Raw genomic sequence first — 23,116 nt, 5'->3', positions numbered from 1 at the left:
ACCCCGATGGCTGGCGATTTCACCTGTACATCAGTGCTAATGCGGGCAGGATGGTGTGAACTTACACACGCAGGCCTTCCATGGCGGCCTGCTGACGCGCCCCAGGGCGACTGCCTGAGGCGAACTGAACATGCTTTATGTGGCGATATCCGACACCTAATGTAAAAATGTCCGACGCAGAGAGCCATGCACAGTGGCATGAATCTCGCACTGCACTGTATAGGTCGCCCATGCAGTACACCCTGCAGACGCCAGGCGATACGCACCCTGAAGGCCCCGAATGTTCGAATTACATCCAGACTCCTCAACCCCGCTGGTCAACCAGATCATCGATGGGCTGCGCGAGCTGATCGACAACCAAACCCTCAAGCCAGGCGCCAAGGTCCCGTCGATCCGCGCCTTTGCCGCCAGCTATTCGGTGAGTACCTTCACCGTGGTCGAGGCCTACGACCGCCTGGTCGCCCAGGGGCTGCTGGTGAGCCGTGGCAATGCGGGGTTCTTCGTCAACCGTGCGGCGGGCGAACTGCTGGAGCAGCACAACACCGAGGCCGACACCAGTCGACCAACGTTCAACTCCGAGTGGTACCTGCAGCAGATTTTCGAAATCCGCCAGTTGCCGTACAAACCGGGGTGCGGCTGGCTGCCCAACGACTGGATGTACGAAGACGGCCTGCGCCGCGGCCTGCGCCAGGTGGCCGGCAGCCCGCTGGAGTTGTCGGGGTACGGCGACCCCATGGGCCTGATGGAGCTGCGTGCGCTGACCGCCCAGAACCTGCAACAAGAGCTGTCGATCGTCGCCAACCCAGCACAGCTGATGCTCACCCACGGCGCCAGCCAGGCCCTGGACCTGGCCGCACGCACACTGGTACGCCCGGGCGATGTGGTGCTGGTGGACGACCCCGGCTACCCGAACCTCATGAGCATTCTGCGTACCCAGGGCGCGACCTTGGTCGGCGTGCCGCGCACCCCGGCCGGCTACGACCTGAATCAGCTGGAACAGTTGCTGACACACCACCGTCCGACCGCGTTTTTCACCCAGCCACACCTGCACAGCCCGACCTGCTCGCGCACCCCGCTGCCGCAGTTGCACCGCTTGCTGCAACTGGCCAGCCAGCACGGCTTCCGCCTGGTGGAGAACAACCTGTACGCCGACATGGTTGCCGAGCCGCAACCGTGCCTGGCCAGCCTCGATCACCTGCAGCAGGTGGTGTACGTGGGCAGCTACTCGAAGAGCATCTCGCCCAACGTGCGGGTCGGCTACATGCTGGCCAATCCTGAGCTGATGCAGAAACTGCTGCACCTGAAAATGCGTTCGGGCCTGACCACTTCGCAGGTGATGGAGCGCGTGGTGTACGCCGCGATCATCGACGGCCGCTGGCGTAAGCACCTCAAGCGCCTGCGCCAGCGGCTGGCCGAGGCGCACCAGGAAGTTGGCCGGCATCTGCATCGATTAGGCTTCGAACTGTTTACCGAATCGGATGAAGGCATGTACATCTGGACCCGCCACCCGGCCATTCCCGACAGTGCCGCGTTGCTGGATGATGCGCTGGAGAAAGGCATCATGCTCGGCCCAGGGCAGTTGTTCATGGTCGACGCCAAGGCGACCGGGTGGATGCGCTTCAACGTGGCGTTCAGTACGGACCCGGCGATGTGGGAGTTGTTGGAGAAGGTCTTCGTCAAGCATGTGCGCCGGGGTGGGATGTAGTTCGCCACGACATCCGCACCGCCTGTGAGATCAAGCGCCGCCCGCGCGCCACGACATCTCACAGGCATTGAAGATGTTGTGGCCTGCACTTATTGGCTCCATCACCCCCTTCGCGCTTGCTCCTCTCGCCCCAAATATTCCTGGCGCGTTAGAGCCTGTGACTACAAGGAGCAGGTGCAGGAAAGTGACTGGGGCAGGGAGCAGGTTTGAACTGTGTGATCAAAGAAGTTAAGAAGAAGTGTTGTGCCTCATGAGCCACCGAATTATAAAGACTGCATCTACTGCTTCCCGCCAGAGTCAGACCTACCGCCACTGTAAGTGGTTTTCAATTCTCCCTATCCCGGCGTGAAATTATAGGGACTTACAGCGGACACCCCCATAACCTGGACAAAGCCGGGGGCCCAATCGAACGAATGGATTGGAGAGAGGCCCGGATCACAGCAGGCGGCGTCGAGTTAGTCAAATTACAAACAAGTCGACTTCTGCCGTCAGGCGCGAACAAAATGATGATAGATAGACTCGAAAAAAATCTACAGCGCACACTACAAGCAACCGACATCGACAAGCGATTTTTCATACATGAAATAAGGGGACTTGAGCACCTCCGCGCCCTTGGCATTGCTGATAAAATTCTACCAACTGATGGCGGCGAGACTTGGAACAATATTCACGCAGCCACTTTGGAAGACTATCAGCCTGAATCAGACGCCGAGCTATTATATACAGCGCAAGCGCTAGAAGCAGAGGTAATCCAGCTTGAGCGGGAAAACCATGGATACCATTCACGATGTAATTAAAAACGAATCTCCTACGAATGTAATTTTATTTTTCACCAGAGGCACTGGCATCTCCCACCCGCAACTAGACAGGCTTTACACCCAGAACAATTGGATTCACTTAGGTGACTGCATTGGCCTCATCGAACTGATCAGAAAAATGACGAGCGACGGCTTGATTGAGCAAAAAGCCGGTGGATATGTGAAAGGTCCAAAATGGACTGCACCAAAATTCATGCTCGAAAATAAGTACACTTTCAATCAAAGTTGACAGCACACCAGCGGGCGTTGGCCGGCGTACCCGGTGCGGTGCAGTTCGTCGGCGACACTGACGCCATCGGCATCGCGAATGGCCAGCGCCTCGGCCAGCGCGAGGCTGCCGGTGAACACCGCCGAGCCGAACAGGGCCGGGATGAAGCGCGCGCCCTCCTCGTTGGTCCATACGGCAATGTCCAGTGGCTTGCGGGTTTGGATGTCCAGGTCGCTCAGGCGCCGCACCACTTGACCGAGGCCTGATGCCACAACTTGGATCCCATCTTGTGACAAGGTATGCTAGGCAATAGCTAAACGCCACTACCCAGGCAGGCTTGATGCCTGCCTTCAAGGATGAGCCCTTTGCCCAGCCACCCGACCCGCCACACCATCGCCCGCCAGTGGCAACTGCTCAAGTTACTGCCCAGCCGCCACCCAGGCATGAGCTCCACCCAGTTGCAGGCTGCCCTGACAACCGTGGGCCATTCCACCAGCAAACGCACCGTCGAGCGCGACCTGGTGGAGCTCGCCGCACTGTTCCCGCTACAGTGCAACAGTAAAGGCATGCCTTATGGCTGGTACTGGCAACCGGGCTTGAGCCTGGGCGAAGCGCAGCAGCTGCAACCCGACGCACTTACCCCCCCGACACACGTTGTACTGTATGCCTGGGTCGATGACGCGCTGGCCCGCCGCCTGGAACAGTCACCCCTGTCCGTCGATATGCAACTGACGCCGCAGGCTGGCGGCGGCGCCGCGCTGGTGGCCACCGTCGACGACAACCGCGCGCTGATGGGCTGGCTGCTGTCCCAGGCGGGTTCGATCCGCATCCAGGCGCCGCAGGCGCTACGTGCGGCCATGATTGAACAATTGCGCCAGAGCCTGGCGCTGCATGAGGGCGAAGGCGGCTGCAAGCAATAGCGCCAACGGCGTCAGTAGGTTCCCGGATACGCCCCGCCATCAATCAGCAGGTTCTGCCCGGTGATGTACCCGGCATGCGCACTGCACAGAAATGCGCAATACGCGCCAAACTCCGCGGCTTCGCCAAAACGCGACGCCGGAATGGCCTTGCGCCGCGCCTGGGCAGTGACTTCCACATCACCACCCGCAGCCTTCAAGGTCTTTTGCAGGCGCGCCGTGTCGAACGCCCCAGGCAACAGGTTGTTGAGTGTCACATTGCGGCCCGCCAGGCGCTGCTGCCGGGCCAGGCCGGCAATGAATCCGGTCAGGCCACTGCGGGCACCGTTGGATAAACCCAGCATGTCGATCGGTGCCTTCACCGCGCCGGAGGTGATGTTCACCACCCGGCCAAAACCACGTTCGGCCATACCATCTACCACCGCCTTGATCAGCTCGATGGGCGTGAGCATGTTGGCGTCCAGCGCCTTCAGCCAGTCATCACGCACCCAATCACGGAAGTCCCCCGGTGGCGGGCCACCGGCGTTGTTGACCAGAATGTCGACCTGCGGGCAGGCCGCCAACAGCGCCAGGCGCACCTTGGGATCGGCCACATCACCTGCCACGGTATGGACCTCGATGCCCGGGCAGGCCCTGCGCAACTCGCTGGCGGTCTGCTCCAGGGTGGCCTGGGTACGGGCATTGATGACCAGATTGACGCCTTCTTTGCCCAGCGCTTCGGCGCAGCCTTTGCCAAGGCCTTGGCTGGCCGCGCAGACGATGGCCCAGCGGCCGGTGATGCCTAGATCCATTGGTTTGCTCCTAGATGCAATCAGGGTTACAGGGTGACTGACAGGCACTGCCGGGGCAATCTAGAGCACAGGACAGGGCCACCGATAATGAAAAGAACTGATCCACCGATAACCGCCGCTTATCCCTACCAGCGCTTCGACAACGGGCTGGAAATAGAGGGGTAGCGTCACACTTCACCCGCCGTCAGTTCCTCCACCAGCAATCGTGCCGCAGGCGATAACGGCGCCGCGACCCGGTGCACGATGCCGAACGGCTCGCTCAGCGCCCGTAGCGGCACCGCCAGCGACACCAGCAACCCGCGCTGCTCGGCAAAGGCCGCCACTGCACGGGGAATGACCGCCACCAACGTCGGGTCATCTTCAAGCAGCATGAAGGTGGCGAAGGTGGAGAAGGTCTCCAGCGGATAACGCGACACCGCCACCCCAGCCTCGCTCAACTCGCGTTCCAGCGCTTGGCGCATGGGCATGTTGGCCGGATAAACCACCCAGCGATAATGGCTAAGGTCGCTGATCTTGAGTGCCGCCGCCCCGGCCAGCGGATGCTGCGGATGCGCGACCACCGCCAGCGGCTCCTGGGCCAGTTCGACAAAGCCATATTCCGCCGCGTTGCGGCCCAGCCCTGGTCGGCAGATGGCCAGGTCCAGGCGCCCTTCGTCCAGCTGGGCGAGCAGGTTGGCGCTGGTATTCTCGGCAATTTCCACTGCCAGTTGCGGCTGTTTGCGGCGCAAGCGCCCGAGGGCGCTGACCAGTGTGGGCATCGCCCCCATGATACTGCCCACCGCCAGCCGCCCGCCCTGGCCTTGGACGATGCCCAACACCTCTTCGCGCAGATGCCCCAGGTCGCTGTGGATCAGCCGCGCGTAGCGCACCACGCAGCGGCCCACCTCGTTGGCAACCAGGCCGCTGGGCATTCGCTGGAACAACGGTACGCCCAGCACCTCCTCGACCTCGCGCAGGGCCTTGGTGGCGCCGGGCTGGGAAATGGCCATGGCTTCAGCTGCCTTGTGCAGCGAGCCACAGCGGTCCAGCTCAATCAGCAAGCGCAACTGGCGCAGGCGCAGGCGAGAAAAAATGGCGTCCAGAGAAGGAATCATCAGGCAGGCTCGGCAGGGGTTTCGTCATGCCGAGCACTATAGAGGGTCGTCTGCGGGGGCGTGTTGCGTTTTCAGCAAATGACCCTTGATCGCAGAACGCATGCACGCTTTTTTCTGCAGGCTGTTTTACCGCGGAACACGACGCGCCAGGCAGGCATAGGCCAAGCCCAGTACGCTGGCCGCCAGTATGCCAAGCAGTATCATCAGCTCACGGCTGTAACGGGCCACCATGGCCGGAAAACCGATGACTTCGCGGTACACTTGCACATTGGCCTCACCATCGGCATGACTGATACTGACCCCGCCATGGCGAATCTGCGAGTAGTCGGCATCGAAATACACCCACACCTTGCAGGTGCCACCTGGCTCGATGGCCGGGATATCAACCTGGGCGGCGGGGGTTTCCAGCAGCGTGTCGTTGCCGGCAGCATCGCGCACCTGCACCAGGCCTTTGGCTGGCAGGCGGATTTTTACCTGCCGGACCTGCGCATTACCGCTGTTGTGCAGTTCGATCAGCAGGCCGGCACGGTGGTCGACCAGCCCGGCCTCGAAAGGCTTGGCGAACAGCTGGGCATAAGGGGCCTGCGCCATTTCGATGAGCCGCTCGACCTGATCATGGCCCAGCTGGCCTTGAACGATACCGTTGATTTGCCCCTGCAACTGCTCGTACTTCAGCTGTTCGCTGGCCTTGCTGATCCGCTCGCTGAACTGGCTGGGGTAAGTGAGGTAGGCATAGGTCAGTGACGCCTCAAGGCGCGGATTGCCCCTGAGCAACGCATAGGCGGCCAACAGGACCACCAGGCCGATCAGCACGGCGACGAGAAGCTTCCCCACCTTGTCCCAGCTCAATGCATGCTTCCTTCTGTCGTGTTACAGACGATTAAAACCGCCCAAGGGTGCCAAGTTCGCGCCCCCCAGGCAAGCCTGGCTAGGCTTCGCCCCCGCCTTCGCGCGCCTGACGTATCTGCAGCAGCTGGCCGTCGATCAGTGACTTGGCCATCCCGGCCAGGTAGTACGTGGCCTTCATCATCACCTGGCGGTCGTCAGGCCTGTCGATGGCCTTGCGGGTGATCTCGGTGATGCAGCCCATGATGCCCGAAGCTTCCATCAGTGCGGTGCGTATTGGCAGTTGCGGTTTCATTTGCACCAGTTCGGCATCGCTGTTGCCAAAGCGGCTCGCGGCTTGCACGACATAGGGCTTGCTGCTGTTTTTCGGCGTTTCGCTGTCCATGTCCATTCCTCAAGGTTAGGCGCTTGCCGAGGCTAGGCCGCTGCCTACCCCATTACAATGACAAAGGGGTGGAAAGGGTCACTTTAGGAAATGGACTACAAGAACCCTGCACAGGGAGCGCCGAGCCCCCGCTCAGCCCCCTTGACCCGCCCCTGGCAGTGGCGGACGATCAACCTCCCCCACACAAGGACGAACACCATGCTGCGGATACTGGGAAGAGCCTCTTCCATCAATGTGCGAAAAGTCCTGTGGGCCTGCGCCGAATTCGAGATCGCGTTCGAGCGCGAAGACTGGGGTTCTGGCTTCAAGGCCACTGACAGCACCGAGTTCCTCGCGCTGAACCCCAACGCCATGGTTCCGGTGATCCAGGACGGCGACTTCACCTTGTGGGAATCCAATAGCATCATCCGCTACCTGGCCAGCCGCTACGGCGCCACCGCGTTCTATCCCGGCGAGGCCCAGGCGCGGGCGCGGATCGACCAGTGGATCGACTGGCAGGCCTCGGACCTCAACCGCTCTTGGAGCTACGCGTTCATGTCGCTGGTCAGGCATTCGCCCGCTCACCAGGACCCGCAAGCACTGGCTGCCGGTTGTGCCGAGTGGTCACGCTACATGCGCATCCTCGACCGCCAGCTGGCCGGCACCGGTGCCTATGTGGCCGGCAGCCAGTTCACCCTGGCCGACATCCCGATCGGCCTGTCGGTCAACCGCTGGTTCGAAACGCCGTTCGAGCACCCGCACCTGCCCGCGGTGCGCGATTATTACGAGCGCCTGAGCGAGCGCCCTGCCTATCACCTGCATGGCCGAAACGGTACCCCGTAGTACCCGCAAGGAAGTGTATCGAGGGGCGCAAGGCGCCCCAAGGTTCCGGCCTGTTACACCGCAACCTGCCGCCCGGCTAGCCCCCCTCGCCCACGCCAGGCAAACAGCAGCACCAGCACCAGCCCCAGCGTCGCCATCGCAGCCCCCGCCAGGGAAATCGCCGGGTAGCCCAGCCCCGCGTTGATCACCGCGCCTCCCAGCGCCGCACCGATCGCATTGCCCAGGTTGAACGCGCCAATGTTCACCGCCGAGGCCAGGTTGGGCGCATCCTTGGCCGCTTCCATGACCCGCATTTGCAGCGGCGGCACCAGGGCAAAGCTGGCCGCACCCCAGACCAGGATCGCCAGGGCAGTCGGCAGCGGCCAGTCCAGTACCAGCGGAAACACCAGCAGCACGGCAATCAGCCCAGCCAGTGACAGGAGCAGGGTGCGATCGATCGAGCGGTCCGCCGCCTTGCCGCCCCACACGTTGCCCAAGGTCAGGCCGACACCGAACAGCACCAGCATGGCCGTCACGAAAGGGGTGGACGCCGCCGCTTCATGCTGCAGGATCGGCGCAATGTAGGTGAACACCGTGAACATGGCGCTGGAACCCACCACGGTCAGCAACAAGGCCGCCAGTACCGGCCTGCGGCCCAGCACACGGATCTCGGCCATGGCACCCTCGCCCTTGGGCGACGCAACATTGGGCAATGCGTACCAGAGCGTGGTCATCGCCACCAGGCCAAGCCCGGCAATCCCCCAGAACGCCGTGCGCCAACCCAGCATTTCACCCAACCAGGTCGCTAACGGCACGCCGCCGATGGTGGCCAGGGTCAACCCCATGAACATTGCAGCCACGGCCCCGGCGCGCTTCGCCGGCGGCACCACACTGGCCGCGACGATCGAGCCGATGCCAAAGAAGGCGCCGTGGTTGAGTGAAGTGACCACGCGGGCCACCAGCAGGCTGGCGTAGTCGCTGGCCAGGGCCGACATCAGGTTACCCAAGGTGAAAATGGCCATCAGCCCGATCAGCAGGTAACGGCGCGGGATCTTCACCGTGGCCAGGGTCATCAGCGGCGCGCCGATCAGCACGCCGATGGCATAGGCACTGACCAGCAGCCCGGCAGCAGGGATGGAAACGCCAAGGTCGGTAGCGATACTGGGCAACATGCCCATGGGGGCGAACTCTGTAACGCCGATGCCGAAGGCACCGATGGCGAGTGCGACAAGCGGTGGATTGATACGCATGGCAAGCTCCTTATCTATGCCGAAAATGCTACGATCCGTTCCAAACGCGCACTAGACTGCATTTTTGCGAACCACCTTTGCTTGAGAGGCACAAATGGACTTCAGTGGCAGATCCGGCGAGATGGAGATTTTTGCCAAGGTGGCGCAAGCGGGCAGCCTGTCTGCCGCCGCCCGAGCGCTAGGCCTGACGCCCTCGGCGGTCAGCCGCATTCTCGCCCGCACCGAACAGCGCCTGGGTACCCGCCTGCTGCTGCGCACGACCCGGGCGCTCACCCTCACCCCCGAGGGAGAGGCCTACCTGCGCGGCGCACGGCGGGTGCTGGCGGACATGCTCGAAGTGGAAGAAGCCATCACTGACCAAGGTGTGCCACGCGGGCGCTTGCGGGTCAGCGCTGCGCTGGGCCATGCCCGGTTGACCGTAGTGCCGCTGCTGGCGGCCTTCAGCGCACGCTACCCGCAAGTGCTGGTTGACCTGACCCTCAGCGACGAGGTGGCCGACATTCTCGGCGGCCAGGCCGACGTCGCGCTGCGCTTCGGTCACCTGCCGGACAGCTCGTTGAGCGCTCGCGCCATTGGCGAGACCGCCCAGGTAGTGGTGGCCTCGCCCGATTACCTGCAACGCCACGGTACCCCGCTTGAACCTGAAGACCTGGCCCGGCACAACTGCCTGCGCTTCAACTTCCGCCGCGCGGTGCCCGACTGGCCGTTTCACCGCGACGGGCATACGTTCTCACTGAAGGTTAAAGGGAATATCGAATGCAGCAGCGGCGAAGCGCTGGCACAGCTGGCCAGGCTGGGCGCCGGCGTGGCGCGTATCGGCACCTTTACCGTGGCCGATGACCTGGCCAACGGGCAACTGGTGCCGTTGCTGGAGGCTTACAACCCGGGTGATCGGGAACCGATTCATGCGGTGTTCGTCGGCGGCCCGGCGATGCCGGCGCGGGTGCGGGTGTTTGTGGATTTTCTGGTGGAGCAGCTATCTGGTGGCCAGTAGAGCCGGCCTCGTGTCGCGACAGGGCCGCCAACGCATGGCGGTTGCATCACTGGGCGGCAGAGCCGGTGCTGATGTGCAGCGACTGCAGCCTAACCTGACACCGATACCGCCCGTTAGGTTATCTTCGACGCTTCCCTGTACCGCCCGGGCCAGACCACCATGCGCATTGTCATTCCCGACGACTACCAAGATGTAATCCGTACCCTCGATTGCTTCGGCAAGCTGAGCGGGCATGCTGTCAGCGTCCTTCATGAGCTCCCGCCTGCCACGCTGGAACAACTTGCCGCACGTTTTGCCGATGCCGACGCCCTGGTACTCACCCGCGAACGCACACGCATCGACGCTGCCTTGCTCGACCGCCTGCCCAACCTCAAGCTGATCAGCCAGACCGGCAAGGTGTCCAGCCACCTCGACCTGGCTGCCTGCACCGCGCGCGGCATTGCCGTGACCGAGGGACGCGGATCGCCGGTAGCGCCTGCCGAACTGGCCTAGGCGCTGATCCTCAATGCCCGCCGGCAACTGCTGCCGGCCATTGATGCCTTCCGCCAAGGCCAATGGCAGGTCAACCTGGGCCAGGCGCTGGCCGGGCAGACGCTGGGCATCTGGGGCTATGGCAAGATCGGCCAGCGCCTGGCGCGTTATGCGCAGGCCTTCGACATGCCCGTGCTGGTGTGGGGCAGCGACTACAGCCGCGCCGCAGCCAAGGCCCATGGCCACGCTGCTGCCGCCTCGCGTGAGGCGTTTTTTGCCGAGGCGGATATTGTCAGCCTGAACCTGCGCCTTTCGGATCAGACACGCCATGGGGTGACCTTCGACGACCTGTCCCACATGAAGCCCGACGCCTTGCTGGTGAACGTCAGCCGCGCGGAACTGATTGCACCAGGCGCATTACTGCAGGCATTGGATGTCGGGCGGCCGGGCTACGCGGCGGTGGATGTTTATGAGGAGGAGCCGTTACTCGACCCGGCCCATCCACTGCTGCGTCACCCACGTGTACTCAGCACGCCCCACCTGGGGTATGTGGAGAAGAACGGCTACGAGCTGTACTTCGGTGACGCCTTCGACAATGTGCTGGCGTTTTTCGAAGGGGTGCCGAAGAACGTCGCCAACCCGCAAGCTTTGGCACTTCAACGCTGAACCCAGTGCAGCCTTGAGGTTGCACTACCCAAGCAGGTGCAGCCCCAGCGTAAACACAGCCACGGCCAAGGCGACCAACGACACCCCATGACGTTCCAGGTACGCGGGCCAACCGGCTGCTGACTGCGCCACGCATTGACATTGGCGCTCAGCCAGGCCGGTCAAGCGCGTCTCCACACTGTCCACACGGTCTGCCTGGGTGCTCGCTGCCAGCGCGAGCTTCTTCAGCGCCGTGGTGACCGTGATGGACAGCCCCTCCCGAGCCTGATTGCTGGCGGCCAGTTGCTGCTGGCACTGCTCAAGGTGCTTGCGAATCGCCCCTTCCTTCTGCACACGGGCCAGGGTAGTTGCCACGAGCTTTTTGTTCAGCGCCTCGATACTGGCCTGCAGTGCGTCATGCCCGGGGGCCTGCTGGGCCGACGCGTCCGCCTCATGGTGGGGCTCGTGCATCGTGTTTCCATTCGCCTCGGCAAGCGGAGTCAGGGTGCCGTGTTCATGTAGCTGGTTCATCAATCACTGTCCGGATACTGCGGTAAGGGGCGAGAAGCTATCAAAATGACATTGCTGGATCCACTGCTCAGTCGCGCAATTGACGGCTTTCGTCAGAACGTGCGCGTACACTTGCCTTCATGCCACTCGCAGGAGCCGCTTCATGCCCTACCCCATTGAAGAAAAACTGGTCATCGGCGTTGCCTCGAGTGCGCTGTTCGACCTCTCCGTCTCCGATGACATCTACCAGACCCAAGGTGTCGAGGCTTACCGCCAGCACCAGGAGCAAAACCTGGACGAGCCGTTCCCCAGTGGGGTGGCGCTCCCGTTCATTCGCCGCTTCCTGAGCATCAACAAGGCGTTCCCCGACCAGTTGCCGGTGGAAGTGGTGCTGCTCTCGCGCAACTCGCCGGAAACCGGCCTGCGGGTGTTCCGCTCCATCAGCCACTATCAGTTGGACATCACCCGCGCGGCATTCATGTCGGGCCGCTCGCCCTACGAATACATCCCGGCGTTCAATGCCTCGCTGTTCCTCAGCGCCAACGAGGAAGATGTGCAAAAGGCCATCGACGCCAACTACCCTGCCGGGCGTGTACTGCCTACGCGCATCTACGATGATGAAATAGACACTGAGCTGCGGGTGGCCTTCGACTTCGATGGCGTGATTGCCGACGACGAGGCAGAGCGTGTTTACAAGCGCAACGACAACCTGGACGACTTTCAGGAACACGAGCGCATGCACAAAGGCACCCCGCATTCGCCGGGGCCACTGGCAGACCTTTACCGCAAACTATCGCGGATACGCATGCTGGAGGACCGCAAGCTGGCCGAGGACCCGACGTACCAGCGGATTCTGCGCATTGCCATCGTCACGGCGCGCAACGCGCCTTCGCATGAGCGAGTAGTGACGACCTTGAAGGATTGGGGCGTATCCCCGGATGAGTGCTTTTTTCTAGGCGGTATGGATAAACCCAGGGTGTTGTCGATATTGAAGCCGCATGTGTTTTTCGACGACCAGCGCACGCACCTGCAATCGCCAGCGGGAAACCTGCCGATGGTGCATGTACCGTTTGGGGTGGCGAACAGCGTGCGCTCGCCTCAGGAACCCGACGTGAAGCAGGATCAACTGCCGATCAGCGCATCATCCTGCATGCCCTAAAGCGCAAACACCGGCGCTGTGCCACGCGCGGTTCGGGCGACCAAGGTGCGTGCGCCCGTGCCGGGTACGCGCTTGCAACCCGGCCGAGAGGGCGCGGTCCGTCGCGGGGTCAACTTAGCGCGGGCCGCCACCCTGATGGCCACCAAAACCACCGCCGTGGCCACCCCCACCATGACCACCGCCACCACCCGGCGGCATGAACATCCAGCAACCCGACAAGGCGGATACCAGCGCCGCCACCAAGGCTGCGCGCAAAAGGTTTTTCGACTTCATTGAAACGCTCCACAAGGCTAGATCTGCTGCCTGCCTTAGCGGATCGGGCAGCGACACGATTCTAGAGCTGCGGTGTGATGGCACGGGGAAACTTTGCATATCTTTACTGTCGACCCCGTGGCCGCAAACGCCGCGCAGGGACCACCAGAATGATCCTCCTTGACCCATGCCCACTCGCCGCCGCATGCTCGAACGCTTCCACCCACGCTCAAGGAACGATTGCATGAAGCTGGAAACGCTTGCCATCCATGCGGGCTTCAGCCCCGACCCGACCACCAAGGCGGTGGCCGTACCGATCTACCAAACCACCTCCTTCGCCTTCGACGACACCCAACACGGCGCCGACCTGTTTGACCTGAAGGTTGCCGGCAACATCTATTCGCGCATCATGAACCCCACCAACGACGTGCTCGAGCAGCGCATGGCCGCCCTGGAAGGCGGGGTTGGCGCGCTGGCCGTCGCCTCGGGCATGGCGGCTATCACCTACGCCATCCAGACCGTCGCCGAAGCCGGCGACAATATCGTCTCGGTGGCCAAGCTGTACGGCGGCACCTACAACCTGCTGGCGCACACACTGCCACGCATGGGAATCCACACCCGCTTCGCGGCCCATGACGATATCGCCGCCCTCGAAGCGCTGATCGACGCGCGTACCAAAGCGGTATTCTGCGAGTCCATCGGCAATCCCGCCGGCAATATCGTCGATATCGCTGCGCTGGCCGAGGCCGCCCACCGCCACGGGGTGCCGCTGATCGTCGACAATACCGTGGCCACCCCGGTGCTGTGCCGGCCGTTCGAGCACGGCGCCGATATCGTCGTGCACTCGCTGACCAAGTACATCGGCGGTCACGGCACCAGCATCGGCGGCATCGTCATCGACTCCGGCAAATTCCCCTGGGCCGAAAACAAGGAACGCTTCGCCCTGCTCAACACCCCCGACCCGTCCTACCACGGCGTCACCTACACCGAAGCTTTCGGGCCTGCCGCCTTCATCGGCCGCTGCCGTGTGGTGCCCTTGCGCAACACCGGCGCCGCGCTATCGCCGTTCAACGCCTTCCTGATCCTGCAAGGCCTGGAAACCCTGGCCCTGCGCATGGAGCGCCATACCGAGAACGCGCTAAAGGTCGCCCATTACCTGCAAGCCCACGAGCAAGTGGCCTGGGTGAAGTTCGCCGGGCTGCCCGACCACCCCGAACATGAACTGGCCCAGCGCTACACCGGCGGCAAGCCGGCGTCGATCCTGTCGTTCGGTATCAAGGGTGGCCAGGCGGCTGGCGCGCGCTTCATCGACGCATTGCAATTGGTGGTACGCCTGGTGAACATCGGCGACGCCAAGTCACTGGCCTGCCACCCCGCGTCCACTACTCACCGTCAGCTCAACGACGAGGAACTGGAGAAGGCCGGCGTGCCACGGGACATGGTGCGCCTGTCGATCGGCATCGAACACAGTGACGACATCATCGCCGACCTGGCCCAGGCCTTGGAGGCCAGCCGCGGCTGATTCCTCCGCGCCCTACCCAATGTCGAAGGCGGGCGCACCTTCATCAAGCGTGGATGCACCCGCAATGACCCTGTTTTACCTGAAACTCACCATCACCCCCCTGCTGATGTGGGCCATCTCCCTCGCCTCCCGGCGCTGGGGCGGCCTGCTAGGCGGATTGCTGTCCGGCCTGCCGATCACCTCGGCGCTGGTGATGACCTTCCTGTGCCTGGAACAGGGCACGGCCTTCGCCCTGGGCGCATTGCCCGGCGCACTGGGCGGCCTGGCGGCGGTGCAGGCCACCTACACCGTCTACCTGCTGGCCACGCGCACACTCGGCATCGCCGTGGCCGTACTGCTGGCGTTGCTGTTCTATGGCCTGGCCGCCTATGCCTTTACCCACTGGGGCAGCCTGTACCTGTCGATTGCAGTGGCGTTGGTGCTGATCGGCGTGCTGATCCGCGCCAGCGGCCGCGAGCCCAAACCTGATACCTTGGCCCGCCCCCGGCACCGGCACTGGGAAATCCCGTTGCGCATGGTATCTGCCACTTCCCTGCTGATGATCACCACCAGCCTGGCCAGTTGGCTGGGCCCGGCGACCAGCGGGATGCTGGCGCCGATTCCGGTGATTGCCTGGCCACTGGTGGTGTTCGCCCATGTGCAGGGCGGGCGAGCCGGGATGGCGGCGATGGTGCGGGGGAATGCGATCGGCGCGGTGGGGGTGATTGCGTTCTATCTGGTATTGGCGGGGCTGCTGGAAACGTGGGGCGTTGGCGTGACCATCGGGCTGGCCATGCTGTGCGCTGTGGTGCTGACCCTTGGGCTGGCCGCGGTGTTGCGGCGGCGTTGATAGGCCGTTGGGCTGCTGCGCAGCCCATCGCAGGCACGCCAGCGCCTGCAGGGACCGAGCGGACTGCTCGCACCTGCGGCCTTAGTCGAACGCCCCGTTCAACACCTCATAGATGATCCCGGTCGCCACGGCGACCAGAATCAGGTCTGCGCCCGCTTGCATCCACTCATACCCGTCGTAGTGAGGCAGCTGCCCCAACAGACGGCCATCCAGTTTCTTGGCGATACCAGGTGGCAGGGGCTTGCCGCGGGCCAGGTTCTTCTGAATGCCTGGAGGCAACGCCCGGCCCGAGCTCCAGTAGTTGCGGTGGCCACCGAGGATGCCGAGTACATCGCCACGGTCGATGGACGGGCCGCCGTGCCAGTCATTGCCGCCGGCGCTCTGCTTGTGGCCGCCCGAATTGCCCTGGCCCTGGCCCTGACCCTGGGCGTGCGGCGCCTGACCCTTGCCGTGCCCCTGACCTTGGCCCTGGCCTTTGCCATTACCCGGGTCGGCGAGCACCGGGCCAGAGGCCAAGGCCACCGCCAATGAGGTGACAATGGCTGTCATGATTGTTGATCTGGCCATGTGAGCATCCTTTGCGCGAGAGGTTGCCCCACACTATAGACGGTGCGCACGCCTGCTTCACTTGCAACAGCCTCAGCAGGGGTGGCTGACAAGGCAGGCACGCTTCGGCCACAATCGGTCGCCTGGTCCACGCTGGGAAGCACTGCATGCTCACTACCCTCGCCATCGGCAACTACCGCTCGATCAACCACCTGGTGCTGCCGCTGAGCCAACTCAACCTGGTGACCGGTGCCAACGGCAGCGGCAAATCCAACCTGTACAAGGCGCTGCGCCTGCTGGCCGAAACCGCACAGGGCGGTGTGGTCGAAGCCCTCGCCCGTGAAGGCGGGCTGGATTCGACCTGGTGGGCCGGCCCAGAAACCAGCGCACGAATGCGGCGCGGCGAAGTGCCCATCCAAGGCCAGCATCCGAGCGAAGCCAGGCGCCTGCGCCTGGGCTTTGCCACCGAAGACCTCGGTTTTGCCATCACCCTCGGCCTGCCAATTCCCCTGCCGTATCCGAGCGCGTTCATGCTCGACCCTGAAATAAAGTGCGAGGCCATCTGGGGCGCTGGCGCCTATCGCCCCTCTTCCTTGCTGGTCGAGCGCAAGAATGCCCTGGTGCGGGCCCGCGAGGGCAACCGCTGGGCAGTGCTCGATCAGCATGCTGACAGCGGCGAGAGCTTTTTCAACATCGTCGGCCGGCCACGCCAGGCACCGGAAATCGGTGACCTGCGCGCGTTCATCAACAGCTGGCGGTTTTACGATCACTTCCGGATTGACCGTGATGCGCCTTGCCGTCAACCCCAACTGGGCACTCGCTCGCCGGTACTGCATCACGACGGGCGCAACCTTGCCTCAGCATTGCAGACCATTATCGAAATTGGTGATGTGGAGGATCTGGTGGAAGCGCTGAATGACGCGTTTCCCGGCAGCCGTCTGGAGGTCAATGCGCCACCTGGCGGGCTGTTCAGTGTACGGCTGCACCAGCACGGTCTTTTGCGCCCGCTCGAGGGTGCTGAATTGTCGGACGGCACCCTGCGTTATCTTCTGCTGATGGCCGCCCTGCTCACACCACGGCCGCCATCGCTGATGGTGTTGAACGAACCGGAAACCAGTCTGCACGCGGACCTGCTCCCGGCCTTGGCGCGGCTGATCATTCGTGCATCACGCCGTAGCCAGGTTTGGGTGGTATCGCACAGTGCGCCATTAATCTACGCGCTGGCAGCCTGTGACGGGTGCAATGTGCTAGAGCTGGAAAAAATACAAGGGCAAACCCAGCTGCGGGGGGTTGGGTTGCTGGATGAGCCGCTGTGGCGCTGGGCTGACTGAATTCAAGGACGGCACAAGCCCGGCATGACTAACCGGCCCCGGTAATCTCGTCCATGAACTGGGTAAGAAAGGTTTCAAGCCGGGTATGACGCTCGGCAGCAAGGCGAGCCCCTTCTTGGGTTTTAAAGCCCGAGGCGAGCTTGAGCAGTTTGGTCTGGAAGTGCTCGATGGCATACGCCCCGTCCTGGTACGCCCTCTGCTGCGCGAAAGGATTCTCGACGTCATAGAGCGCCGACCCCATTCGCCCGGCGACGTAAAAACACCGGGCAATACCCACCGCGCCTATGGCGTCAAGCCGGTCACTGTCCTGAAGGATGCAGGCCTCACGTGTCAGCGGTTCGAACCCCGCCGAGTAACTGTGCGTTTTGATCGCATGCACTACCTGCTCAACACGCACACTCGGCCAGCCCATCTCAGCAAGGACTGATGCAGCCTTGTTCGCCGACAACGTCGAGGCCTGCCCACGTAACGGCGAATGCTTTTCCACCGCCACACAGTCGTGCAGCACCGTCGCCGCAAGCAAGATTTCAAGGTCGCCACCTTCTACCCGCTGGATCCGGTGCGCATTGACCCACACGCGATGAATATGGGCCAAGTCGTGGGAGCCATCACTCTGGTCGGGCGGCAGATACTTCAGCAAGTCAGTGGCAAGAGACTGATAAGGGGCAAACGCTTCGCGGGTCATCTTCGGTAGGTTCCATTTCCGGTGAATGCGCGGGTTCACGGGCGCCGTCCGGACACTGCCTGGGCAAGTACCGAGAGCCTGCATGTCGGTTTCAAAGCCTGTACAGCACTGGCAGGAGCAGCCTTGTGTTGCGATGGGGATATTACTGCCAAAGTAGATCCTCAGCCCTATCAGCACCTTGCTACTAAGTATTTCCGTCAACAACACGTTTGTTACTGGGAGCACTTGTATTCGATCAGCAAGGAGTCAATGGATGTCCGCTCGCTTTTCCTCCCCCGCCACCCGTATTCGCCAAACCGCGCTAGCGGTCAGCTTCGCGGGCTCGCTGCTGGGCACTGCACATGCCTGGGCCGAGCCTGTGGGTTACAGCATCCCGGCAGGGTCATTGGCTCACGCACTCGACCAGTTTGCCGACGCCAGCGGGGCAGTCATCAGTTTCAGCCATGAAGCAGTCGCAGGCTTGCACAGCAAAGGGCTGAACGGCAATTACGCGCTGCATCAGGCGTTGGCAGAACTGCTGCAAGGCAGTGGCTTGCAGGTGCAGGCAGCGGGCGACAAGCACTTCATGCTGGTCAGCGCTGAGCAGGATGGCGCCATGGAGCTTGCGGCAACCACCGTCTCCAGCATGGCCCTGGGTGCCACCACCGAAGGCACCGGCAGCTACACCACCGGCTCGGTCAATACCGCAACCGGGCTGCGGCTGTCTGCACGCGAGACACCCCAATCGGTCAGCGTGGTCACCCGCCAGCAGATTGAAGACCAGAACCTGAACGATGTTGCCCAGGTGCTTGAACAGACACCAGGCGTGGTCGTTGACAGCATGGGGCCCGCCGGAAGCGACGCCAACCATATCTACGTGCGCGGCTTCGAGGTCGGCAGCATCCAGGTGGACGGCATCAACCGCCCCGATACCTTTGGCTTCAGGGACGACCTCTCCGACATGGTGTCCTATGACCGGGTAGAGGTAGTGCGCGGTGCCACGGGCCTGATGTCCGGCACTGGCGACCCGGGCGCCACCGTCAACCTGATCCGCAAGAAGCCGACCCTGGAAACACAACGCAAGCTGACCTTGAAAGCGGGCTCGTGGGACAACTACCGCACCGAGCTGGACGTTTCTGGCAAGTTGACGCAAAGCGGCAATGTTCGCGGGCGCTTTGTCGCCTCCAATACCGACAGCCAGAGCTACGTCGACCGCCAATCGCTGGAGCGGCAGGTGGCCTATGGGGTGCTGGAGTGGGACATCACCGACAGCACGATGCTGACAGCAGGTGCGGAATATCAGGAGATGGACAACGACGGGGCAGGCAACCACGGTTTCCCGATGTTCAATTCAGATGGCAGTCACTTCAGCCCCTCCCGTACGTTCAACTCGGCTTCGGACTGGAGCTATCACAAGCGTCGCACCAAGACGGTATTCACTACGCTGGAGCATCAACTGGACAACGGCTGGCAATTGAAACTGAATGCCGAACACAGCCGTCGCAGCTATGACGACGCCTTCGCCACCGCGGCCAGCGGCACCGTCAAGCCCGATGGCAGTGGCATCAGCACCTGGACGGGGCGTTGGGCCGGCGAGCCCCGGCAGACCTCGTTCGACCTGTCGGCGTCGGGCCCGTTCGCGCTGTTGTCCCGCGAGCACCAGGCCTACGTCGGGGCCAGTCACTACCGCGCCTACTACCGCAACGACGGTTACCCACTGTGGACGATCCAGACCATCGACAACATTTACACCTGGGACGGTTCGCTGGCGATACCAGACGCCATCCATGCCAAGTCCTCGGAAGACGCGCTGGATGAAACCCAGGACGGCCTGGTGGCTTCGGTACGCTGGAGCCTGGCCGATGACCTGTCGCTGATTACCGGGGCGCGGCTGATCGACTGGAAACGCGACGAAACCTCTACCACCCTGTCGTCCGGCGCGACAAGCCGCACCTCGCGTAGCGAAACCGGGGTCGTCACGCCCTACCTTGGCCTGGTGTATGACCTCAACGAGCACTGGTCGGCCTATGCCAGTTACACCACCATTTTCAAACCGCAGAGCAACAAGGATATCAACGGGACCTACCTGGACCCGCTGGAAGGTGTTAACTACGAGCTCGGTCTGAAGAGTGAGTTCTGGGACCAGCGCCTGACCGCGGCTTTCAGCGTTTTCGAGGTGCACCAGGACAACCTGGCGGTAGCCGACGGAAGCAACCTGGCGCCAGACGGCAACCAGGCCTACCGTGCCGAATCGGGTACCAAGACACGTGGTTTCGAGATGGAAATGGCGGGCGAGATTTTGCCTGATTGGCAGGTCTCGGCCAGCTACACCTATGCGGTGAGCAAGGATTCGGATGGCGACCGCCTGAACACTGAAATACCGCGAGACACCTTGAAACTGTTCACCAGCTACCGCCTGCCGACCCTGCCACAGTTGAAGGTAGGGGGTGGTGTGCGCTGGCAGGGTACCGAATATTACAAGAGCGCCGGGCCCAACAACGAAACGTTCACCCAGGCCCCCTACAGCGTGGTCGACCTGATGGCTCAATATGCCTTCACGCCGCAGACCAGCGTTTCACTGAACCTCAACAACGTGTTGGACAAAACCTACTACACGGCGATTGGCGCCCGCGGCTGGTATGGCAGCCCACGCAGCGCCACGGCCACGTTGGTGTACGCGTTCTGACCCGCCAAGGCGACGCCTGATGGCCCCTGAGTTCGCAGATCAGAACACCGACCATCCGATCCGCGAACTGAGCAGCTCAAGCGCCGCCATCCCGGCCAGGGAGTTGCCCGCCGCATTCAGCTCTGGCGACCACACGCATACGGTAAATTGCCCCGGTACGATCGCCACGATCCCGCCACCCACGCCACTCTTGCCAGGCAAACCCACCCTGAAGGCGAAATTCCCCGCCTCGTCATACAGCCCGCTGGTGGCCATGATCGAGTTCACTTGTTGGGTCTGGCGCCGCGTCAGGATCTGCTCACCGCTGTGCTTGCAGAACCCATCATTGGCCAGGAAGCAGAATGCCCGCGCCAGGTCCAGGCAGTCCATTTGCAGTGCGCAGTAACTGAAGTAACTGCGCAGCACCGTCTCGACCTCGTTATGGAAGTTGCCAAATGACTGCATCAGGTACGCCATGGCAGCGTTGCGCGCGCGAAACTGATATTCCGAATCAGCGACCCGGGTATTGATCGAGATGTGGGGGTTGCCTGAAAGCCGTCGGACAAAATCGCGCATCGACAACGTGGGGGCAGCGAAGCGCGACTGATTGATATCGCAGATCACCAATGCCCCTGCATTGATGAACGGGTTACGCGGCCGCCCGCGCTCGAACTCCAGCTGTACCAACGAGTTGAACGGCTGCCCCGAAGGCTCATGCCCCAGCCGCTCCCAAATGGCTTCACCCGAATGGCCAATGGCCTGAACCAGGCTGAACACCTTGGAAATGCTCTGCACCGAGAACGGCACCCGCGCGTCGCCTGCGCAGTGGTAACTGCCATCGTTGCCATAGACAGCGATGCCCAGCTGGTTCGCCGGCACGTCCGCCAGCGCGGGAATGTAGTCAGCGACTTTGCCCTTGCCGATCAAGGGACGTACTTCTTCGAGAATCTCGTTCAACAGCGTTTGCATGGAAGGCCCTGTATCAATCCCCAGACGACGGCGAGGGGCAGTCTTCTTGACGAAGACTGAGCGGGAGAGATCACACATTCAGAAACAAATCACCGTCAGCGTCTTCATCACCCGGAAGCCTGACGACGCCAGCAGCGCATCAGGTCTTTTACAGGGCAACAGCTTGCTGCCGAGCGGCACAGCTTGACGCGACATTAGCGCCACGACGTCTGCGATAAAAAAATTGGATATCTCATTAAAGAAATCCCGCAGGCGCTGCCCTGGACCATGGGATTACAGTCCGCCCCACGCCGTCGTCCGGCGGGGTGGTTGCTGCTGGGCCATTACGCGTTCGAAGCCTTACCGGAACCCGGCGCAATTCACACCAATACAAGAACAAAGGTGACCACGCATGCTTAAGCCTCCTGTCGATGCCCCTATCGATGTCAAAGACTGGATCGATAACCGCCCCATTGCTGCCTACCAGTGGCTGATCCTGTCGCTGTGCTTCCTGATCGTGCTGTTCGATGGCTTCGATGTCGCCGTCATGGGTTTCATCGCGCCTTCGCTGATGCAGGACTGGGGCCTGTCGCGCGCCGCCTTTGGCCCGGTGATGAGTGCCGGCATGGTCGGCCTTGCCATCGGCGCACTGACCGCCGGCCCGTACGCCGACCGGTTGGGCCGCAAGAAAGTGCTGCTGATCGCGGTCAGCGGTTTCAGCCTGCTGAGCCTGGCCTGCGCCTTCGCCCGCAACCCCTATGAACTGGCTGTGTTACGGCTGCTGACCGGCATTGCCCTGGGTGCGGCCATGCCCAACTGCACCACCCTGCTTGCCGAATACCTGCCCACACGCAACCGCTCGCTGATGATCACCATCATGTTCACCGGCTTCAACATGGGCTCGGGCCTGGGCGGCTTTCTGTCCGCCTGGCTGATCCCTCATCACGGCTGGAAGTCGGTACTGCTGGCCGGTGGCCTGCTGCCATTGGCTTTGCTGCCCCTGCTGTGGTGGCTGCTGCCAGAGTCCGCCCGCTTCCTGGCTGCACGCCAGGCACCGGCCAGCCAGATTGCGGCAGCCTTGGCCAAGCTCGGCGGCCGCTTCGCTGCCGGCACCCGCTTCATCGTCAGTGAGCCAACCACGCAGCACAAGGCACCGGCCCGGCAGCTGTTCAGCGAGCGCTACCGGTTGGGCACCCTGGCCCTGTGGCTGACCTATTTCATGGGCCTGCTGGTGATCTACCTGACCATGGGCTGGTTGCCGACCCTGCTGCGTGATGGCGGGCTGTCCATCGAGCGCGCCGCCACCATTACCGGCCTGTTCCAGATTGGCGGCGCAGTGGGCGCAATCGTGGTCGGCTGGATCATGGACCGACGCAACCCCAACCGGGTCATCGCCATCGCCTACGCCCTCGGCGGCCTGTGCATCGTCTCACTGGGCGCCCTGAGCCTGGAGTCGAGCCTGCTGGTGGTGGGCGTGGCGGCTGCCGGGTTCTGCATGAGCGGTGCGCAGACCGGCCTGAACGCCTTCGCCCCTGGCTACTACCCGACCGAGTTCCGCGCCACAGGTGTAAGCTGGATGCTCGGTATCGGGCGCTTCGGGGCCATTTTCGGCTCCCTCATCGGTGGTGCCGTGCTCAGCCTGGGGCTGGGCCTGCCGCTGCTGTTCACCCTCCTCGGCCTGCCGGCATTCGCCGCCGCCCTGGCGATCCTGGCCAACGGCCACGCCCGGCTGCGCGCGACCCCCGCAGTAACCGCGCCGTAACCT

General features: G+C 62.7%; 22 protein-coding genes and 2 pseudogenes. 13 read left to right on the top strand and 11 right to left on the bottom strand.

Going from position 1 to position 23,116, the window contains the following annotated elements; translation table 11 throughout:
- Positions 1–280 precede the first annotated feature (280 nt).
- From BJQ17_RS05610 to BJQ17_RS29725, 3 genes are all read left to right on the top strand, one after another.
- On the top strand, positions 281–1,705 hold the full coding sequence (locus BJQ17_RS05610; protein ID WP_003250769.1) for a PLP-dependent aminotransferase family protein: 1,425 nt from the start codon (positions 281–283) through the stop codon (positions 1,703–1,705).
- 243 nt (positions 1,706–1,948) lie between these two features.
- Positions 1,949–2,023: an S-type pyocin domain-containing protein gene (locus BJQ17_RS32465; protein ID WP_375731032.1), complete on the top strand. Its 75-nt coding sequence runs from the start codon at positions 1,949–1,951 to the stop codon at positions 2,021–2,023.
- A 453-nt stretch (positions 2,024–2,476) separates the two neighbouring features.
- Positions 2,477–2,752 carry a hypothetical protein gene (locus BJQ17_RS29725; protein ID WP_083285016.1) on the top strand — a complete coding sequence of 92 codons (276 nt, stop codon included), beginning with the start codon at positions 2,477–2,479 and terminating at the stop codon, positions 2,750–2,752.
- A gap of 8 nt (positions 2,753–2,760) precedes the next feature.
- On the opposite strand, the pseudogene BJQ17_RS05600 reads toward BJQ17_RS29725, so the two are convergent.
- Positions 2,761–3,003 (bottom strand): annotated as a pseudogene (locus BJQ17_RS05600) (Zn-dependent hydrolase); the annotation flags it as partial.
- A 93-nt stretch (positions 3,004–3,096) separates the two neighbouring features.
- On the opposite strand from BJQ17_RS05600, the gene BJQ17_RS05595 reads away from it, so the two are divergent.
- Positions 3,097–3,651, top strand: a complete 555-nt coding sequence (locus BJQ17_RS05595; protein WP_004575397.1) for a WYL domain-containing protein — start codon at positions 3,097–3,099, stop codon at positions 3,649–3,651.
- A gap of 11 nt (positions 3,652–3,662) precedes the next feature.
- Here the strand turns inward: BJQ17_RS05595 and BJQ17_RS05590 are convergent, their stop codons facing one another.
- The 4 genes from BJQ17_RS05590 to BJQ17_RS05575 form a co-directional block, all read right to left on the bottom strand.
- Positions 3,663–4,439 carry an SDR family oxidoreductase gene (locus BJQ17_RS05590; protein ID WP_070095717.1) on the bottom strand — a complete coding sequence of 259 codons (777 nt, stop codon included), beginning with the start codon at positions 4,437–4,439 and terminating at the stop codon, positions 3,663–3,665.
- Positions 4,440–4,606: 167 nt separating this feature from the next.
- The gene (locus tag BJQ17_RS05585; RefSeq protein ID WP_003250758.1) at positions 4,607–5,533 is read right to left on the bottom strand and encodes a LysR family transcriptional regulator; all 927 of its coding nucleotides are present in this window, start codon (positions 5,531–5,533) and stop codon (positions 4,607–4,609) included.
- 126 nt (positions 5,534–5,659) lie between these two features.
- Complete coding sequence (locus BJQ17_RS05580) at positions 5,660–6,382, bottom strand: hypothetical protein (protein WP_003250756.1); 723 nt, start codon at positions 6,380–6,382, stop codon at positions 5,660–5,662.
- Between the two features lie 79 nt (positions 6,383–6,461).
- Positions 6,462–6,764: a DUF3077 domain-containing protein gene (locus tag BJQ17_RS05575; protein ID WP_003250754.1), complete on the bottom strand. Its 303-nt coding sequence runs from the start codon at positions 6,762–6,764 to the stop codon at positions 6,462–6,464.
- Positions 6,765–6,962: 198 nt separating this feature from the next.
- Here BJQ17_RS05575 and BJQ17_RS05570 point away from each other — a divergent pair, with 198 nt between their 5' ends.
- Positions 6,963–7,586, top strand: a complete 624-nt coding sequence (locus tag BJQ17_RS05570) for a glutathione S-transferase family protein (protein ID WP_003250753.1) — start codon at positions 6,963–6,965, stop codon at positions 7,584–7,586.
- A gap of 53 nt (positions 7,587–7,639) precedes the next feature.
- Here BJQ17_RS05570 and BJQ17_RS05565 read toward each other — a convergent pair whose 3' ends face one another.
- Entirely contained in the window at positions 7,640–8,815 is a 1,176-nt protein-coding gene (locus BJQ17_RS05565) for an MFS transporter (protein WP_070095716.1), read from the bottom strand.
- 94 nt (positions 8,816–8,909) lie between these two features.
- Between BJQ17_RS05565 and BJQ17_RS05560 the strand changes: the two genes are divergently transcribed.
- Together BJQ17_RS05560 and BJQ17_RS05555 are read left to right on the top strand one after the other, a co-directional pair.
- The gene (locus BJQ17_RS05560) at positions 8,910–9,809 is read left to right on the top strand and encodes a LysR substrate-binding domain-containing protein (protein ID WP_003250749.1); all 900 of its coding nucleotides are present in this window, start codon (positions 8,910–8,912) and stop codon (positions 9,807–9,809) included.
- A 159-nt stretch (positions 9,810–9,968) separates the two neighbouring features.
- Positions 9,969–10,946, top strand: a pseudogene (locus BJQ17_RS05555) (D-2-hydroxyacid dehydrogenase family protein).
- Between the two features lie 24 nt (positions 10,947–10,970).
- Here the strand turns inward: BJQ17_RS05555 and BJQ17_RS05550 are convergent.
- Positions 10,971–11,456, bottom strand: coding sequence for a hypothetical protein (locus tag BJQ17_RS05550; protein ID WP_004575391.1), 486 nt, complete (start codon positions 11,454–11,456; stop codon positions 10,971–10,973).
- A 142-nt stretch (positions 11,457–11,598) separates the two neighbouring features.
- Here BJQ17_RS05550 and BJQ17_RS05545 point away from each other — a divergent pair, with 142 nt between their 5' ends.
- Positions 11,599–12,594, top strand: a complete 996-nt coding sequence (locus tag BJQ17_RS05545) for a 5'-nucleotidase (RefSeq protein WP_014860871.1) — start codon at positions 11,599–11,601, stop codon at positions 12,592–12,594.
- Between the two features lie 114 nt (positions 12,595–12,708).
- Here BJQ17_RS05545 and BJQ17_RS31585 read toward each other — a convergent pair whose 3' ends face one another.
- On the bottom strand, positions 12,709–12,867 hold the full coding sequence (locus tag BJQ17_RS31585) for a hypothetical protein (RefSeq protein ID WP_004575389.1): 159 nt from the start codon (positions 12,865–12,867) through the stop codon (positions 12,709–12,711).
- A 223-nt stretch (positions 12,868–13,090) separates the two neighbouring features.
- Here BJQ17_RS31585 and BJQ17_RS05540 point away from each other — a divergent pair, with 223 nt between their 5' ends.
- Together BJQ17_RS05540 and BJQ17_RS05535 are read left to right on the top strand one after the other, a co-directional pair.
- Positions 13,091–14,368, top strand: a complete 1,278-nt coding sequence (locus BJQ17_RS05540) for a bifunctional O-acetylhomoserine aminocarboxypropyltransferase/cysteine synthase (protein WP_004575388.1) — start codon at positions 13,091–13,093, stop codon at positions 14,366–14,368.
- A gap of 64 nt (positions 14,369–14,432) precedes the next feature.
- The gene (locus BJQ17_RS05535; protein WP_003250736.1) at positions 14,433–15,197 is read left to right on the top strand and encodes a hypothetical protein; all 765 of its coding nucleotides are present in this window, start codon (positions 14,433–14,435) and stop codon (positions 15,195–15,197) included.
- 81 nt (positions 15,198–15,278) lie between these two features.
- Here BJQ17_RS05535 and BJQ17_RS05530 read toward each other — a convergent pair whose 3' ends face one another.
- On the bottom strand, positions 15,279–15,764 hold the full coding sequence (locus tag BJQ17_RS05530) for an anti-virulence regulator CigR family protein (RefSeq protein ID WP_070095715.1): 486 nt from the start codon (positions 15,762–15,764) through the stop codon (positions 15,279–15,281).
- 146 nt (positions 15,765–15,910) lie between these two features.
- Here BJQ17_RS05530 and BJQ17_RS05525 point away from each other — a divergent pair, with 146 nt between their 5' ends.
- Entirely contained in the window at positions 15,911–17,074 is a 1,164-nt protein-coding gene (locus BJQ17_RS05525) for an AAA family ATPase (RefSeq protein ID WP_070095714.1), read from the top strand.
- A 28-nt stretch (positions 17,075–17,102) separates the two neighbouring features.
- On the opposite strand, the gene BJQ17_RS05520 is transcribed toward BJQ17_RS05525, so the two are convergent.
- The gene (locus tag BJQ17_RS05520) at positions 17,103–17,759 is read right to left on the bottom strand and encodes an HD domain-containing protein (protein ID WP_070095713.1); all 657 of its coding nucleotides are present in this window, start codon (positions 17,757–17,759) and stop codon (positions 17,103–17,105) included.
- A gap of 253 nt (positions 17,760–18,012) precedes the next feature.
- Here BJQ17_RS05520 and BJQ17_RS05515 point away from each other — a divergent pair, with 253 nt between their 5' ends.
- Complete coding sequence (locus BJQ17_RS05515; RefSeq protein ID WP_070095712.1) at positions 18,013–20,424, top strand: TonB-dependent siderophore receptor; 2,412 nt, start codon at positions 18,013–18,015, stop codon at positions 20,422–20,424.
- Between the two features lie 39 nt (positions 20,425–20,463).
- Here BJQ17_RS05515 and glsB read toward each other — a convergent pair whose 3' ends face one another.
- Positions 20,464–21,372 (bottom strand): glutaminase B, encoded by a 909-nt coding sequence (glsB, locus tag BJQ17_RS05510; RefSeq protein ID WP_003250725.1) that lies wholly within the window; start codon positions 21,370–21,372, stop codon positions 20,464–20,466.
- 391 nt (positions 21,373–21,763) lie between these two features.
- Between glsB and BJQ17_RS05505 the strand changes: the two genes are divergently transcribed.
- A complete protein-coding gene (locus BJQ17_RS05505; RefSeq protein WP_003250723.1) occupies positions 21,764–23,113 on the top strand; it encodes an aromatic acid/H+ symport family MFS transporter in 1,350 nt (449 codons plus the stop codon).
- The last annotated feature ends 3 nt before the right edge of the window (positions 23,114–23,116 follow it).

Source organism: Pseudomonas sp. NBRC 111139, assembly GCF_001753955.1.
Classification (GTDB): domain Bacteria; phylum Pseudomonadota; class Gammaproteobacteria; order Pseudomonadales; family Pseudomonadaceae; genus Aquipseudomonas; species Aquipseudomonas alloputida.
This window is presented reverse-complemented; position numbering and strand designations above follow the sequence as displayed.

Coding starts and splice junctions, on each gene's coding strand:
- BJQ17_RS05610 (WP_003250769.1), top strand. CDS start 281: ATGTTCGAATTACATCCAGACTCCTCAACCCCGCTGGTCAACCAGATC.
- BJQ17_RS29725 (WP_083285016.1), top strand. CDS start 2,477: ATGGATACCATTCACGATGTAATTAAAAACGAATCTCCTACGAATGTA.
- BJQ17_RS05590 (WP_070095717.1), bottom strand. CDS start 4,439: ATGGATCTAGGCATCACCGGCCGCTGGGCCATCGTCTGCGCGGCCAGC.
- BJQ17_RS05585 (WP_003250758.1), bottom strand. CDS start 5,533: ATGATTCCTTCTCTGGACGCCATTTTTTCTCGCCTGCGCCTGCGCCAG.
- BJQ17_RS05575 (WP_003250754.1), bottom strand. CDS start 6,764: ATGGACAGCGAAACGCCGAAAAACAGCAGCAAGCCCTATGTCGTGCAA.
- BJQ17_RS05570 (WP_003250753.1), top strand. CDS start 6,963: ATGCTGCGGATACTGGGAAGAGCCTCTTCCATCAATGTGCGAAAAGTC.
- BJQ17_RS05565 (WP_070095716.1), bottom strand. CDS start 8,815: ATGCGTATCAATCCACCGCTTGTCGCACTCGCCATCGGTGCCTTCGGC.
- BJQ17_RS05560 (WP_003250749.1), top strand. CDS start 8,910: ATGGACTTCAGTGGCAGATCCGGCGAGATGGAGATTTTTGCCAAGGTG.
- BJQ17_RS05550 (WP_004575391.1), bottom strand. CDS start 11,456: ATGAACCAGCTACATGAACACGGCACCCTGACTCCGCTTGCCGAGGCG.
- BJQ17_RS05545 (WP_014860871.1), top strand. CDS start 11,599: ATGCCCTACCCCATTGAAGAAAAACTGGTCATCGGCGTTGCCTCGAGT.
- BJQ17_RS31585 (WP_004575389.1), bottom strand. CDS start 12,867: ATGAAGTCGAAAAACCTTTTGCGCGCAGCCTTGGTGGCGGCGCTGGTA.
- BJQ17_RS05540 (WP_004575388.1), top strand. CDS start 13,091: ATGAAGCTGGAAACGCTTGCCATCCATGCGGGCTTCAGCCCCGACCCG.
- BJQ17_RS05535 (WP_003250736.1), top strand. CDS start 14,433: ATGACCCTGTTTTACCTGAAACTCACCATCACCCCCCTGCTGATGTGG.
- BJQ17_RS05530 (WP_070095715.1), bottom strand. CDS start 15,764: ATGGCCAGATCAACAATCATGACAGCCATTGTCACCTCATTGGCGGTG.
- BJQ17_RS05525 (WP_070095714.1), top strand. CDS start 15,911: ATGCTCACTACCCTCGCCATCGGCAACTACCGCTCGATCAACCACCTG.
- BJQ17_RS05520 (WP_070095713.1), bottom strand. CDS start 17,759: ATGACCCGCGAAGCGTTTGCCCCTTATCAGTCTCTTGCCACTGACTTG.
- BJQ17_RS05515 (WP_070095712.1), top strand. CDS start 18,013: ATGTCCGCTCGCTTTTCCTCCCCCGCCACCCGTATTCGCCAAACCGCG.
- glsB (WP_003250725.1), bottom strand. CDS start 21,372: ATGCAAACGCTGTTGAACGAGATTCTCGAAGAAGTACGTCCCTTGATC.
- BJQ17_RS05505 (WP_003250723.1), top strand. CDS start 21,764: ATGCTTAAGCCTCCTGTCGATGCCCCTATCGATGTCAAAGACTGGATC.